The organism is Sulfitobacter sp. 15WGC, assembly GCF_005068605.1.
In the GTDB taxonomy this organism is placed as follows: domain Bacteria; phylum Pseudomonadota; class Alphaproteobacteria; order Rhodobacterales; family Rhodobacteraceae; genus Sulfitobacter; species Sulfitobacter faviae.
This window is the reverse complement of record NZ_SZNL01000026.1, coordinates 14,984-30,337: the sequence shown is the minus strand read 5'-3', so window position 1 is coordinate 30,337 and position 15,354 is coordinate 14,984. Positions and strand designations below refer to the sequence as shown.

At 54.4% G+C, this 15,354-nt stretch carries 11 protein-coding genes and 3 pseudogenes; 7 read left to right on the top strand and 7 right to left on the bottom strand.

Translation table 11 applies throughout. The features are described 5' to 3' along the window. Positions 1–218: 218 nt before the first annotated feature. A complete protein-coding gene (locus FCK22_RS16420; RefSeq protein WP_136720646.1) occupies positions 219–1,244 on the bottom strand; it encodes a hypothetical protein in 1,026 nt (341 codons plus the stop codon). Positions 1,245–1,339: 95 nt separating this feature from the next. Here FCK22_RS16420 and cysD point away from each other — a divergent pair, with 95 nt between their 5' ends. From cysD to FCK22_RS16390, 6 genes and pseudogenes are all read left to right on the top strand, one after another. Then, complete coding sequence (gene cysD / locus FCK22_RS16415; RefSeq protein WP_136720645.1) at positions 1,340–2,245, top strand: sulfate adenylyltransferase subunit CysD; 906 nt, start codon at positions 1,340–1,342, stop codon at positions 2,243–2,245. A gap of 47 nt (positions 2,246–2,292) precedes the next feature. Then, a complete protein-coding gene (gene cysN / locus FCK22_RS16410) occupies positions 2,293–4,200 on the top strand; it encodes a sulfate adenylyltransferase subunit CysN (protein WP_136720644.1) in 1,908 nt (635 codons plus the stop codon). Between the two features lie 25 nt (positions 4,201–4,225). Beyond that, positions 4,226–4,525: pseudogene (locus tag FCK22_RS16405) on the top strand (plasmid pRiA4b ORF-3 family protein); the annotation flags it as partial. A gap of 112 nt (positions 4,526–4,637) precedes the next feature. Continuing rightward, entirely contained in the window at positions 4,638–5,669 is a 1,032-nt protein-coding gene (locus FCK22_RS16400; RefSeq protein WP_136720643.1) for an IS110 family transposase, read from the top strand. 707 nt (positions 5,670–6,376) lie between these two features. Next, positions 6,377–6,589: pseudogene (locus FCK22_RS16395) on the top strand (transposase); the annotation flags it as partial. Positions 6,590–6,662: 73 nt separating this feature from the next. Continuing rightward, a pseudogene (locus tag FCK22_RS16390) lies at positions 6,663–7,749 on the top strand (IS3 family transposase). A 145-nt stretch (positions 7,750–7,894) separates the two neighbouring features. On the opposite strand, the gene FCK22_RS16385 reads toward FCK22_RS16390, so the two are convergent. Further along, entirely contained in the window at positions 7,895–8,974 is a 1,080-nt protein-coding gene (locus tag FCK22_RS16385; protein WP_136720642.1) for a hypothetical protein, read from the bottom strand. A gap of 192 nt (positions 8,975–9,166) precedes the next feature. Between FCK22_RS16385 and glf the strand changes: the two genes are divergently transcribed. Continuing rightward, positions 9,167–10,276: a UDP-galactopyranose mutase gene (glf, locus tag FCK22_RS16380; protein ID WP_136720641.1), complete on the top strand. Its 1,110-nt coding sequence runs from the start codon at positions 9,167–9,169 to the stop codon at positions 10,274–10,276. Between the two features lie 87 nt (positions 10,277–10,363). Here glf and FCK22_RS16375 read toward each other — a convergent pair whose 3' ends face one another. The 5 genes from FCK22_RS16375 to FCK22_RS16355 form a co-directional block, all read right to left on the bottom strand. Beyond that, complete coding sequence (locus tag FCK22_RS16375) at positions 10,364–11,812, bottom strand: mannose-1-phosphate guanylyltransferase/mannose-6-phosphate isomerase (RefSeq protein ID WP_136720640.1); 1,449 nt, start codon at positions 11,810–11,812, stop codon at positions 10,364–10,366. Between the two features lie 22 nt (positions 11,813–11,834). Beyond that, positions 11,835–12,806 (bottom strand): GDP-L-fucose synthase, encoded by a 972-nt coding sequence (locus tag FCK22_RS16370; protein WP_136720639.1) that lies wholly within the window; start codon positions 12,804–12,806, stop codon positions 11,835–11,837. Between the two features lies 1 nt (position 12,807). Continuing rightward, the gene (gmd, locus tag FCK22_RS16365) at positions 12,808–13,929 is read right to left on the bottom strand and encodes a GDP-mannose 4,6-dehydratase (RefSeq protein WP_136720638.1); all 1,122 of its coding nucleotides are present in this window, start codon (positions 13,927–13,929) and stop codon (positions 12,808–12,810) included. Positions 13,930–14,048: 119 nt separating this feature from the next. Next, positions 14,049–14,918 (bottom strand): hypothetical protein, encoded by an 870-nt coding sequence (locus FCK22_RS16360; RefSeq protein WP_136720637.1) that lies wholly within the window; start codon positions 14,916–14,918, stop codon positions 14,049–14,051. Next, complete coding sequence (locus FCK22_RS16355) at positions 14,915–15,274, bottom strand: hypothetical protein (RefSeq protein ID WP_211243581.1); 360 nt, start codon at positions 15,272–15,274, stop codon at positions 14,915–14,917. Before FCK22_RS16355 ends, FCK22_RS16360 begins: the two co-directional genes overlap by 4 nt. Positions 15,275–15,354: the final 80 nt, after the last annotated feature.

The following is a 15,354-nucleotide window of genomic DNA, read 5'->3' as shown; positions in this document are numbered from 1 at the left end:
AATCCCCGCAAGGCTTTTCGGCCCTTCGATATGTGGGGTCTCCGGGCTGCAAAGCCTTGCTACCGTCGCGCCCAGTAGTGACATTCCTGCTTTGCAAACCCAGTGACATTTCTGAATGGTGTTTACAGCTTATGTAGCCGGGCGCGCGTTACCTTCAAGTGCGACTCTTGTTAGAAAACAGTAGTTTATCTAATGAGAGAAATCGGTATGGGAGCCGTTCAGGCGACCCAAATGATATCTAGAAGTATTCGACGCAAAACGTCCGTTTGCCCCTTGGCTCCAGTTTTGGCGTAAATTTGTTTGGAACAGCTCCGGGTCGTTTCCAGCGTCCAGCCAAGCGCTTGCGCCGCGTCCCACAAGCTGAAACCGTCACAGAGATGGGCCGCTAAACGCGCCTCACTGCGGCTGAGGCCAAAGCGATGGGCGAGTTGGGCCTCAGGAATATCGCGCGTGGCTAAACTTTGGCGCAGTCGCCCCACCAGAACTTTCTCGCCTGCCAAACATTCTGCGCGGATGACCATTTGCACCGAGGGTGCTCGCGACAATTCGACGAATTGCACATCTCGTTCGTGCAATGTGGCCGCCGCTATGCCCCGGCGAAGTGCTTCGGCAGTGTTATCATCGGGCGCGAATAACCTTCTGTCAGCGCGCAAGTACAAACCTGCCGTTGCTGCTAGCGCGTCGGCCATCCCAGGAGCCATCTGCTGCACCTTTCCAGATCGTGAAAACACGATCCACCCCGCGCCTAGATCGCGACACATCTGACTGTCCAACGCCGCGATGCTGCGACTTTGCTCAAGTTTTTTCCACCCCTTCAGGGCTAGGCCAATGTAAGGAGCCAGGATGGATAATCGCAACGCGTCCGTCGCTCGAAAATCTGCCCCCTCGCGTTGCAGCATTAACAATGCCACTCCCTCCTGGCCGATTATCACCTTCAGTGCCCGCACGGCACGACCCGGCGCATCGGCATCGAAGTTCTCGTCAGCAGGCAGATCGACCGTGGAATAGACCCGACCGGCCCGCATACGCACTATCGTTGCTAGGTCCGGCGCACTCCAGTTGGCACCCACCTTCCAGAGCACAGGCGACTCGCTCTGCCACTGAACCTTCAATAGCGCGCTTTCGGCGTGGCTGCCCTGTGCTAAAAGGTCCAGAAAATCTGGCCAAAGCGTCGAGGAATTGCCTTCGCCGTCACCCATGGCAGCCGCGAAAAGTGCTGTCAAAATCTCGGTTTCGCTAGACATGAAGCCTCCACCTGCCACGCTACCTCCCATATGGGGGGTGTTTTGAGTGAGACGCAAGACTAGGTCACTATCAACAAGTTTTGAAAGTGATCCTTATGACAACCAAGACATTGACCCATTTGCAGCGCCTAGAGTCGGAAAGCATTCACATCCTGCGCGAAGTTGCCGCCGAGTCAGAAAATCCCGTCATGCTATACAGCGTCGGCAAGGACAGCGCTGTCATGCTGCATCTGGCCAAAAAAGCATTCTATCCAGCGCCCCCTCCATTTCCATTGCTGCACGTCGATACAACGTGGAAGTTCCGTGAAATGTACGCGTTGCGCGACAAGGCGGCACAAGACGCAGGCATGAAATTGCTGGTCCATCAGAACCCCGAAGCGCAGGAAAAGTGCATTAATCCGTTCGACCATGGCTCTGTGCATACAGATATGTGGAAGACCGAAGGTCTGAAACAGGCGCTCGACAAGCACGGCTTTGACGTAGCCTTTGGGGGGGCCCGCCGCGACGAGGAAAAATCACGCGCCAAGGAGCGAGTATTCTCTTTCCGCTCGGCCAATCACCGCTGGGACCCGAAAAACCAGCGCCCCGAACTTTGGCGCTTATACAACGCCCACAAGGCTAAGGGGGAAAGCGTGCGGGTTTTTCCAATCTCGAATTGGACGGAACTAGACATCTGGCAGTACATCCACCTTGAAAATATCGAAATCGTTCCGCTGTATATGTCTGCCCCCCGCCCCACTGTAGAGCGTGATGGTATGATCCTGATGGTGGATGACGACCGCTTCCCGCTAAGAGATGGCGAAACACCGCAGATACGTTCGATCCGGTTCCGCACCTTGGGCTGCTATCCGCTAACGGGCGCGATCGAAAGCACCGCGACGACCTTGCCTGAAGTTATCCAAGAGATGCTGCTGACAACCACATCGGAACGTCAGGGGCGGGCCATCGACCACGATCAGGCCGCTTCGATGGAGAAGAAGAAGCAGGAAGGCTACTTCTAACCGCTTCGCATTTCCCAACTCAGTTCAAGCATTCAGGTATCCACCGCATGATCATCACAGACAACATTTATAAAACAGAATCCCTCGTTTCCGAGAACATCGACGCTTATTTGAAGATACACCAGCACAAGACGATGCTCCGCTTTATTACCTGCGGCTCTGTCGACGATGGGAAATCCACGCTGATAGGGCGGCTGCTCTATGACAGTAAAATGATATTTGAAGATCAGCTTGCAGCTCTTGAGGCCGACAGCAAACGTGTTGGCACCCAAGGAGAGGATATCGACTTTTCACTGCTGGTCGATGGCCTCGCTGCCGAACGCGAGCAAGGCATCACCATCGACGTAGCGTATCGTTTTTTCGCGACCGAAAAGCGCAAGTTCATTGTAGCCGACACCCCCGGTCACGAGCAGTATACCCGCAACATGGTCACCGGTGCCTCGACCGCCGACCTGGCGGTTATCCTGATCGACGCGCGCAAGGGGATCCTAACCCAGACCCGCCGGCATAGCCATCTGGTACATCTGCTGGGCATCCGCAACATCGTGCTGGCCGTAAACAAAATGGACCTCGTGAATTATGACGAGTCCACCTTTAACCGCATCGTTTCTGAATACCGCGCCTTTGCTGACAGCATCGGCATTGCGGATTTCACCGCAATGCCGATTTCCGGATTTAAGGGCGACAACATCACCGGACCAAGCGAAAATACCAGGTGGTATACTGGCAGCCCTCTTCTGCCCTACCTTGAAACGGTCGAGGTCAAGGCCAACGGCGATCAGAGCGGCCCATTCCGCATGCCCGTTCAATGGGTCAACCGGCCCAATCTGGATTTCCGCGGTTTTGCCGGTCTGATAGCAGGTGGCACCGTGAAACCGGGTGATCCAGTACGCGTATTGCCGTCGGGCAAAACGTCAACGATCTCGCGCATTGTCAGCCTAGAAGGCGATCGCGACGAGGCTGTCGCAGGAGAATCCGTTACGCTGACCCTGGGCGATGAAATCGATTGTTCTCGCGGTCAGGTCATTGTCGCTGCGCAGTCGCCGCTTGAGGTGGCTGACCAGTTCGAAACTAAACTGGTCTGGCTAGACGAGGACGAACTGGTCGCCGGGCGAGCCTATTGGCTGAAGATAGGAACTCAAACCGTGTCGGCCACAGCGCAGGCCCCGAAATACGAAATTAACGTCAACACCCAAGAACACCTTGCGGCCAAGACATTGGACCTGAACGCAATCGGCGTGACCAACATCACCACCGACCGCGAAATACCATTTTCCAGCTATGCCGAAAACCGCGATTTGGGTGGTTTTATCTTGATTGACAAGCTCACTCATCAAACGGTTGCAGCTGGTATGATCCACTTTGCCCTGCGCCGCGCCCATAACATCCACTGGCAGGCGACCGACATCGGGCGCGAACACCATGCTTCAATGAAGCACCAAGAACCTGCCGTGCTTTGGCTGACAGGTCTGTCTGGGTCGGGCAAATCCACAATTGCAAATATTATCGAGAAGCGGTTGGCGCGAATGAACCGTCACACCTTTTTGCTGGATGGCGACAATGTACGTCACGGTTTGAACAAAGATCTTGGCTTTACGGAAGCCGACCGGGTTGAGAACATCCGCCGCATTGGCGAAGTAGCGAAGCTTATGACCGATGCCGGACTAATTGTGATTACCGCATTTATTTCGCCGTTCCGATCAGAACGAGACATGGTGCGCAATATTATGCAACCCGGTGAGTTCATTGAGGTTTTCATCGACACACCGCTTGAGGTGGCTGAGCAACGTGATGTCAAAGGGCTTTATGCCAAGGCACGGGCGGGGCAATTGAAGAACTTCACAGGTATCGACTCGCCTTATGAGCACCCAGAGACCCCGGAGCTTCACATAGACACGACAGAAATCACTGCGGAAGAAGCCGCAGAGATAATTATCGCACGTTTGATCCCCTAATAGCTCATTCCAATCGTTAAGTACAGACATAGCTCCCGCCAGCACATCCAACCTGCTGGATGTGCTGGAAGATATCAGCGCTAGGACCATCCATTACGTTTACGACTTTAGCGACAATTGGCGTTACGGGATCAAGGTCAAGGAAATTGATGATGCCGCTGCAGGCGCCGCACATCCATGCTTTTTAAGGGCTATCGGCGCTTGCCCAGGATGTGAGTGGTACCCTGGCTGCGCTAACTTCCCCGAAGTCACAGCCGCCCTCAAGCATGAAAACAGAGCCAAATGCTGGAATGGTATGATGGGTAGCCCACAGAACATGGGGTAATCGCCCTGCTTCGACCGTGGCCCGTCATGGCATCGGAATGTCTTTCCTTCGGTATGATCCAGAGCGTGACCCCAAAAGGGGTCTTGTTTGAAGCAACTGATGGAGACTGAGAATGGGTCAGCATATTGGGCTCGACGTTTCGTTGAAGGACACTGCCATTGCCATCCGGGAAGACGGCCATCGAATATGGCGTGGAAAATGCCGCTCGGATCCTGCGTCTATTGCACAGACAGTACGCAAACATGCTCCGGAACCCCAGTCCGTTGTGTTCGAGACCGGCCCCCTTGCCACTTGGTTCTTTCATGTCTTGAAGGGGGAGGGGCTTCCAGCGATCTGCATTGAGGCACGTCACGCGCAGAAGATCCTGGGCGAGACGTTGAACAAGACCGACGCAAACGATGCCGAAGGGTTGGCCAGACTTGCCGAAACCGGCTTCTACAAGGCCGTCAGGGTCAAGTCTTTCGAGTCGATGCTGATCCGGTCTTTGGTGGCAGCTCGTACGCAGCTCCTGTCCATGACAACACAGTTGACCAACCTGATCCGTGGCCTGATGAAGACATTCGGCCTGGTCGTCCCCAAGAGCAAAGGTTCCGTGTTTGAAGCAAACGTAGAGAGACTGCTGGAGGGGTATGTCGAGTTGGCACAGATCATTTTGCCGCTACTCGAGACTTGGCGCGCGATACGCAAACGTGTATCCGCACTCAATCGTCAACTCCGACATGCGGCGCGCCACAGCCCAAGCACTCGTCTGCTGATGACGATACCTGGCATCGGGGCGATCACGGCGATCTCCTATGTGGCCGCCATCGAAAACCCGAAAAATTTCCCGAGATCAAGGTCTGTGGGAGCGTGGCTCGGCCTTACCACACGCCGCTACCAATCCGGGGAGGTAGACTTCGACGGCCACATTTCGCGCCGGGGAGATCATCGGCTTCGCGGGCTTCTCTACGAGGCCGCGACCTCGCTACTTACGAGGACACGGGCAGATACCGTTAGTGATCTCAAAACCTGGGGCCTTCAGTTGAGGGAACGCATTGGGTTCAAGCGCGCGGCGGTGGCCGTTGCCCGTAAACTCGCCGTCATCATGCATTCCATGCTTAGAACCGGCCAAGAATTCATCCCGACTCGCGAAGTCGTCGCCTAAGGAAAGGACTTCGCACACCGAACTCAGCGCGTCATAGGTAGATGCGAGGAGGCGTCCCTGTCGTGGACGGAGGTCAGGCTAATCCGAAGTGCTTGGCTGCAGCTGTTATGGACTGCGCGCAGAACACAGGATGGTCTCACCTGCGGAACCCGGAATGCAGCGGCCCAGTGTCGACTGCGGAGACAACCATGCCCCGGACATACGCACGACCTTGCTGGCTACGTGACGCTGAGAACGGCTGAACGAAGAGTGGAAATGGGAAAGGCATTGTAGGGCGTTTCAACGCCCACTGTTTTCTAGCATCAAAAGCTTGACTGTGGGTCGGCGATTAGACAACCAAGATGATGCAGAAGCTTAGGCAAAACATCCATTTTTATATGAGCTTTCCGTAAATGACATAGAATCCACCTACAACGCAAAAATAAATAGAAAACAGCATAATCGCATTACGGTTTATGGTATAATTATCTATATATATTATATACTTGTGTAAATTAAAACATTCATCAAGATTGTTCAGTCACAGAGAAATTGGTCGCACCAAAATGTTAACAAAACTGGACATTTGTTCGCTAAATTTCTTCAAGTAATGTCACGGTAGCACAGTATAGGGTGAAATCGTTGTCGAGAGTGTGAACTGGCCCCCATTTCGACCGGACACCTTGGAGTGACCAAGGAGGCTTAAGGATAGCCTTAAGCACGTGCTTATGTCGGAGATGGAAATCATTACTGATTGTGGACGCCGTCGACGCTGGTCTGCGGCTGAAAAGCTGCGGATCGTTGAAGAGACCCTCTATGACGGGGATAGCGTTTCCGCCGTTGCTCGTCGTAATGGCGTGGCCCCAAATCTGTTGTATCGTTGGCGTAGATTGATGCTCGAGGGAGGGAGTGTCGCCGTGACAGGGGATGACAGTGTGACGGGGGTAATCCCCCCCCGATGTTAAGGGGATGCGGAAGTAGAATTTTCTCGGCAGGATGAACGAGGAGATTCCGATGAAGAAGACACGTTTTACCGAGGCCCAGATCATGGGCGTACTGCGCCAGATGGAAGGCGGCGTTCCTGCTGCCGAGTTGTGCCGTGAACATGGCATGAGCAGTGCCACGCTTTACAAATGGCGGGCGAAGTATGGCGGTATGGATGCGAGCCTGATCAGCGAGATGAAGGCGATGGCCGAGGAGAACCGCCGCCTGAAGCGTATGTTTGCTGATGTCAGCATGCAAAACGACCTGCTGAAGGAGGCGCTCGGAAAAAAATGAAGCGGCCAGCTCAACGCCGAGAGTTGGCCGTGAAAGCGGTGGCGATGAAGGGCGTCAGCATCGCGCTGGCGTGCCGGGCATTTGATGTAGCGAAACCTGCTACCGATACAGCCCGAAGCTGTACGATGAGAACGAGCAGATCGCCGACCTGCTGCTCGGGCTGACGAAGGCGAAGAAGACCTGGGGCTTCGGCCTATGCTTTCTCTACCTGCGCAATGTCCAGGGCCATGGCTGGAACCACTAGCAGGTCTACCGGATCTACCGCGAGCTGGAGCTGAACCTCAGGATCAAGCCGCGCAAACGGCTGAAACGGGAGAAGCCCGACGAGTTGGTCGTGCCAGAACAGCCGAGCGAAGTCTGGTCCATGGACTTCATGGCAGATCGCCTCGGGGACGGTCGCCAGTTCCGGCTGCTGAATGTCCTGGACGACTTCAACCGTGAAGGGCTGGGTATCGAGGTCGACTTCTCGCTACCCGCGGAACGTGTCGTCAGGGCGCTGAACCAGATCATCGAATGGCGTGGTGCGCCTCGAACCATACGAGTCGACAACGGCCCGGAATACATCAGCAGCACTCTCATGGAATGGGCCGAAAACAAGGGCATCGCCTTGGCCCACATACAGCCGGGGAAACCGCAGCAGAACGCTTATGTCGAGCGCTACAACCGGACGGTCCGGCACGAATGGCTGGACTTATACATTTTCGAAAGCATTGAAGAGGCCCAGAAGATTGCCACCGAGTGGCTCTGGTCTTACAACAACGAGCGCCCAAACATGGGCAGCGGCGGAATGACCCCCGCCCAGAAACTGAGAATGGCCGCGTAAATTCTACGACCAAGTCCCCGCAAAAACGGGGGGATTACCCCCCCCAAAGCACGTCATGAGGTGCTGCTAGCCGCACCAAACAAGAGGTATCGACCGGCGTTTACGCCATTATCTATTTATTTTTAGAATATTCAAAAGACGTGGGTTAGTGGGGAACCTTTGTAAAGCATCGGAAATAGCCATTTCTGCAGCCTTGTACTTTTTTTTGCGCTAATAATTCAGAAATAAACGCAATATGATATTCTGGCTGAAATGGACTAACCTTTACGGTCAACTCAGCAAGCTTTAGTGCCTCTTCTCCCAAACCTAAATGGGAAGCCAGTTTTTTTCCGAATGCAATATCTTCGTGATTGGGATTATAAGAGGACATATTGAAACCAAGAAGAAAGTCTCGAAATGCACCCTCTAAATCGCCTTTAGCTTCCAGAACTCGAGACCTACAAAAGTATAATGGGCGCCTTTTGCCAAATTCATCAAAAGCCTTATCGATAACTTTTGATGCCAACGAAAATTTCTTTCGATACGCCAGAGATTGCGACAAATTAACAAAATAGTTGAGGGATTTTTTTTTGACGTTTCTGATGTACTGGCTTTGAATCCTTTCCGAACCTTTCAAAACTTCTTCAATCGCGCCGACCATGCTGCCCTGATCGTGAAATATCCGAAACAGATCATGACCGGAATATATCACCGGTATGATGTGCGCTGTCCGAACCTTTTTAAGAATTTCCTCTGCGTGAAGTTTGTCCAATGCAATATCAGGATCGTAGAATACCGACACCCGCCCCGAAACATCAGAGCTTTTTACTGCCATGTTACCATGTATATTCGCGTTGTAGAAAGCATGACGTCTTTTATCAAAAGGCGCCTCATGCGGGCTTATTGCGTATTGTGGAGAGAATGCTAGAGTTGCATCAGCGTTTATTTTTCTACTGTACTTTAGTGCAGCATAAGCCCCCATACTACTTCCCAAAACTATAATCGGTTTTCTAAGTTTAGGAAGCTGTAAGAATAATGATTCTACCAATGTTGGAGCAAAGTACTTTTTATTTTTTGGCGAAATCAGTATCGTATCTCCGGGCCATTTGGAGAACACTGATTTAGCCCATGGAGGAATCTGCCCCTGGCTTACCAAAGCACCAGAAAAGTGAATAATGCTGCCATAGCTATGATCACCGGAATTATAAATGGCGATTATATCTTCGCTATCGTAGATTATATCCATACTAACTTCCCCCTAAATATGAAATAATCTATTCTAGACAAAACATTACTTTCGAGTGCAGAAACCGCAAAATAAAATACATTCGGACAAACATTCCGCTTTCCATAAAATACCAGTTTCATAAAGTAAATAAATTTACTATAAATTTTTTCTAGTTTATGGCAAGGTAAACGTCACAATAGGTTTTCTTGTATGCACATATTCATTGCCGGTGCCGGCCTGTCCGGCGCCGTTACCGCGCGAACATTGGCCGAAGCAGGGCATAAGGTGACCGTGGTGGAAAGCCGCGGCCATCTCGCCGGTAATTGCCATACTGCACGCTGTGATCAAACCGGGGTCATGGTGCATCACTATGGTCCGCATATTTTCCATACTGATGATGTCGAAGTCTGGGATTACGTTAATAGCTTCGCGCGCTTTCGACCCTACCGCAACCGGGTCAAAAGCACCGTAGCCGGGGCCGTCTACTCCTTGCCGGTGAATCTACATACGATCAACCAATTCTTCGGCAAGACCTTTCGCCCCGAAGAGGCCCGCGCCTTCATTGAAGAAACACAAGCTGACCGTACCATTACGGACCCGCAAAGCTTCGAAGAACAGGCGCTGCGTTTTGTAGGCCCTGCACTCTATGAGGCCTTTTTCAAAGGCTATACGGAGAAACAATGGGGCTGTTCGCCGCGCGACCTGCCAGCATCGATTCTCAAACGCCTGCCGCTGCGCTTTAACTACGACGACAATTACTTCGCCCATATGTTCCAAGGCATGCCCGAGTCTGGCTATACCGCCATGGTCGCTTCTATTCTCGACCATTCCGGCATCGATGTGCATCTTAACACGCCCTACAGCGCAGATATGGCAGGCCGTGCCGATCATATGATCTGGACCGGGCCTTTGGATGGCTATTTCAATGCAAAGCTCGGGCGGCTTGGCTACCGCACGTTGGATTTTGAGCGGTTCACCCATGAGGGTGATTACCAAGGCTGCGCTGTGATGAACTATGGCGATGCCGAGGTGCCTTGGACTCGGATCACTGAGCACAAGCATTTCGCCCCTTGGGAAGGCCACGACGGCTCAGTGCTTTACCGCGAATACGCTCGTGCCTGTGGCGAAGATGATATCCCCTATTACCCGATCCGTCTAGTGGAAGAGAAAGTGCTACTCGGCCAATATGAAGCGCTGGCGGCGGCGGAAGATGGGGTGAGCTTCCTCGGGCGGCTTGGCACCTATCGCTATCTAGATATGGATGTAACAATCCGCGAAGCGCTGGATTTCGCGCGGGGATTTGTTGCGGCACGAAGCTAACGGCAATGTACTGCTTGAAAGAGGCCGAGAGGTGGGCAGACTGTCCCACCTCTCCCACCCCTTTAGTGTCGAAAGACGCTGATAAGATTACCCCTTCGCCCCCTGCCCGCGCGCATAAACATCCTTATAGCGAATGATGTCATCTTCACCAAGATAGCTGCCGGTCTGCACTTCGATCAAGACCATGGGCACCTTACCGGGGTTCTCCATCCGGTGGGTCGCGCCGAGGGGAATATAAACCGATTGGTTCTCGGTCACGAGTTTCACCTCTTCGTCCACGGTTACCTGCGCCGTGCCCTCGACCACGATCCAGTGTTCCGCACGGTGGTGGTGGCTTTGTAGGCTGAGTGCGGCACCGGGATGCACGACAATACGCTTCACCTGAAAACGTGACCCCACGACGAGGCTCTCAAACCAGCCCCAAGGTCGATAGTCACGCGGGAGGGTCTCTGCTTGTTTTGCGCCTTTGGCCTTCAATGCGGCCACGGCCTTCTTCACGTCTTGTGCGCGGTCTTTATGCGCCACCAGCACCGCATCCGGCATGGCTACGGCGATAATGTCAGTCAGCCCTATGCCCACCAATTGCTGCTGGGGATCGTCGGCGCGCAGTAAAGTGTTCTCACAGTCAATTGCGGTGGATGTCTCCGTGGTGACCACCCCGACCTCATCCGGCCCCGTCTCGCGCCAAACAGCGTCCCAGCCGCCCAAATCTGACCAGACACCACCGTAGGGCACAACGCTCAGGTTATCGGCCTTTTCCATCACCGCGTAGTCGATCGAGATGTCTTCGACCTGCGCCCAAGCGTCTGGCGCCAGACGAGTGAAGCCGAGATCCTGTTCCGCGTGATCAACCGCCGTGCGCACCTGTGCCAGCATCGCGGGGGCATGGACCTCGAAAGCGGCGATGATAGTCTGCACTGAAAAGAGGAAAATACCTGCGTTCCAAAGGTGCTGGCCACCCTCAAGCATCGCTTGGGCAGAAGCACTATCGGGTTTTTCGACAAAACGCTTCAAAGGCTGTGGCTCAGGCGCAAAATCTGCACTAGGTGCCTGGCTCATCTCCAGCCAGCCATAGCCAGTTTCGGCCCGGTCAGGCCAAATGCCAAAAGTCACTAGCTGACCTGCCTGCGCGGCCTCGGTCGCTCCTTGTACAGCCGCACGGAAGCCTGCCGCATCCGGGATCACATGGTCCGAAGGCGCAACTAGCATCAACGCTTCGGGGGCCCGGCTCGCAAGGTTTAGGGCAGCAGCAAGGATCGCAGGCGCCGTATTGCGCCCTTCAGGTTCGATCAAAATACCCGCAGGCGCAATTTCCACGGCGGCCAATTGCTCAGTCACGATGAAACGGAAGTCCGCCCCCGTCAGGATCACCGGCGCGGCAAAGCCTTCGCCCGAAAGCCGCAAGGCCGAGGCTTGAAACAAGCTCTCATCGCCCATCAGTTGGGCAAATTGCTTCGGATAGCTTTTGCGCGAAAGTGGCCACAACCGTGTACCAGAGCCGCCAGCAAGAAGAATAGGGTGAACAATATGAGGCATAAAGTATCCTTGAAAATACGGATCAGTGGCGAATGGTATTTTGGTTTTTCATAAACCAATCATAGGTCTCCTGTAGACCTTTTTCGAGGTCGATCGACGCCCGCCAGCCCATATCCGCCAAACGGCTCACATCCATCATCTTGCGCAGGGTACCGTCCGGTTTGCTAAGATCATTGGTAATACGCCCCTGAAAACCAGTCACCTTGACCACCATCTGCGCCAGTTCCATGATTGAAACATCGGTCCCCGTGCCTACGTTGATATGGCTCAGCATCGGTTCGGTGTTGGCAGCATAGGTTTTGGGGTCAAGGCCGAGCACGAATAGGCTCGCTTCGGCCATGTCATCCACATGCAAAAACTCGCGCCGCGGCTTACCTGACCCCCAGATTTCCACCTCATCCTTGCCCGCCTGAGCTGCCTCATGAAACCGCCGAATTAGCGCGGGCAGCACGTGGGAGTTCTCGGGATGGAAATTGTCGCCGGGACCATAGAGATTAGTGGGCATAACCGAACGGTAATCCGTGCCATGCTGCCTGTTATAGCTCTCACAGAGTTTAATCCCAGCGATTTTGGCGACAGCATAGGGCTCGTTAGTGGGTTCAAGCACACCGGTCAGCAGCGCATCTTCCTTCATCGGCTGCGCTACTTCGCGCGGATAGATGCAGCTTGAGCCGAGTTGCAACAGCCGGGTCACCCCTGCGGAAAAGGCCTGATGGATAACGTTACATTCGATCATCAGATTCTCGTAAATGAAGTCCGCCGGATAGGTGTTATTGGCGTAAATACCTCCTACCTTAGCCGCGGCAAGGATCACGACATCTGGCCTTTCGGCCTGCATAAAATCGCGCACGGCAGCCTGATCCGTTAAATTTAGTTCCGCATGGGTACGGGTAATCAACTGAAGGTCTTCGCCTGCCGCTTTCCGCGCCTCAAGCCGGCGCAGGATCGCACCACCGACCATGCCGCGATGCCCTGCAATATAGATTCTTTGCATATTAGCCCTGCTCCACGCTGACCGGCAGTGCATAGCCATGCTCTTTCAGTAGCGCATGTCGGCGCGCTGTGCGCAGGTCTTCGGCCACCATCTCGGCACACATTTCCTGCGCAGTGATCTCGGGCACCCAGGCCAGTACCTTTTTGGCCTTGGCCGGGTCACCCAACAGTGTTTCCACTTCTGCCGGGCGGAAATAGCGCGGATCAATACGCATCACCACATCACCGACCTTCAAACCCGGCGCCATAGCACCTTCGATTGCCGCGACCGTAGCGATTTCATCAATGCCTTCGCCGGTGAACTCCAGCGTCAGGCCCAGCTCCTTACCGGTCCAAGTGATGAACTCGCGCACCGAATATTGCACGCCCGTGGCGATTACGAAGTCTTCGGGCGTGTCTTGTTGCAGCATCATCCACTGCATTCGGACATAGTCTTTCGCATGGCCCCAATCGCGCAAGCTGTCGATGTTACCCATGTAAAGGCAAGGCTCCAACCCTTGAGCAATATTGGCCAGACCACGGGTAATCTTGCGGGTCACGAAAGTCTCGCCGCGGCGGGGGGATTCGTGATTGAACAGAATGCCGTTGCAAGCAAACATGCCGTAAGCTTCGCGGTAGTTTACCGCGATCCAATAGGCATACATTTTGGCCACCGCATAGGGGCTGCGTGGATGGAACGGTGTCGTTTCGGTCTGAGGCGTTTCCTGCACAAGTCCGTAAAGCTCGGAGGTCGAAGCCTGGTAGAACCGCGTGGTCTTTTCCATTCCCAAAAAGCGGATCGCTTCGAGTAATCGCAAAGTGCCAATGGCGTCGACATCGGCAGTGTATTCAGGGGCTTCAAAGCTCACGGCCACATGGGACTGCGCGCCGAGATTATAGACTTCGTTGGGGCGTACTTCGCTTAGGATGCGGGTGAGGTTCGACGTGTCGGTCAGATCCCCGTAATGCAGCTTAAACCGGGTGTGGCCTACATGCGGATCTTTGTAGATGTGGTCGATGCGTTGAGTGTTAAAGGAGGAGGCGCGGCGTTTAATGCCATGTACTTCATAGCCCTTCTCCAGAAGGAACTCCGCCAGATAAGATCCGTCCTGTCCCGTTACGCCGGTGATCAGTGCTCTTTTCATAGTTTTGGACCTCAAGGAAATTCTGTGAAAATAGGTATATACGCTCATGCAGGCCGCGTTTGTCAGCTTAGATTGTAACAATCTTTACATTAATCCGGCCCATGCCATCCTACGCAGCTTCAAAAATTCTCCCCACTGCGCTCAAATCCGCGGCCGGGGCGGGCGAGCCGTTGGGCCAGATCCGAAAAGGAGCTCCAAGTGCTGGCCAGAAAATGATCCGCCGCCGTCAGCAGCAGGAGATCAGCCAATGCGTATTGTAGTTGCACCGCCGAACGGTCGTAATGCGCCCGTGGCAGGACCGCGACCCTGTCGCCATAGCGTTCGGCAAAGGCGGCATAGGTCTCAGGCAGATCAGCGGCGAGGAAGATCGTCTGCGCCTCTCCGGCGGCGATCAACTGATCGATCCGGGCGATGAAATGTCGCGCATGGCTGCGGGCACGCCATTCGGTTAATTCGCGGTGACGCTCGGCAGGCCAGTTTTCAGGAGACTCCCAAGCCAGATGGTCATGAGCAGGTCCGGTGCCCATACGCACATGCACCGCCAGTTGATTGGGATGGCGCACGCCCGCCAACAGCTCCAATACCGGATCCGCCGGCACGAGAGCGCGTAGAAACCTCTGCTCGTCTTCATGATGTCTGAAAGAGCTGACCAGCGTATAAGCCGAGCGAACGTAGATGTCCTGACCAGCTAGTGCCTCGGCCTCTTGCCCAGCCAGAATAGGTTCGTCGAAATGTGAACCCGGCTCAATCTCCATATAATTATAGACCCGCGCCGCAAGATGTCGGCATAGATCGGCGGTCTGTGCATCTTCGATTACCGGGCCGGTGTAGTCGATCAGATCGGACAGGCGGCAATCGCAATGGGCATCTGCCTGCCAGATCACCACCAATTCACGCCCCGTTGCACGGGCGATCGCGGCCCCTGAGGCCATAGCGCGCAACCGGTTGCAGAGCCCGTGCTGCGCATCAAGAAACAGCCGTGCGGTCATGAGTGCTCCTTCCGGCACAGAAACCGCGTAAAACGCCAAAGGCGCGAGGAGTGGATTTGGTCAAGCTCAGTTTTAAAATGCTGCACGCTTGCTTGGCTTTCTGCCAAAGCCTTCTGAACTTCTGTCAGTTCCGCTACAGCGGCATCACGTTCGGCGAGGGCCGCACCCATCGCGGCCCCCTCTCGGCGGCTATCCATCAGCGCACGGGCCAGCACTGCCTCGCGCTGGCGCATTTCTTGTTCTAGGTGCAGGGCGCGTCGGGCCAGTGCGGACTCCTCGACCAATTTCATCCGGCGCTGAAGTTCCTTGCGCGCTTCAGTCTCAGCCAAGGGGGTTTGCTCCAAGGGCGGGGCCATGGGATGCTCCTCTGCAAAGGGCCAGTCTAAGACAGACGGCGCATGAAGCCTGTGAAACCATAGCTTTCGGGCAAGGTCCA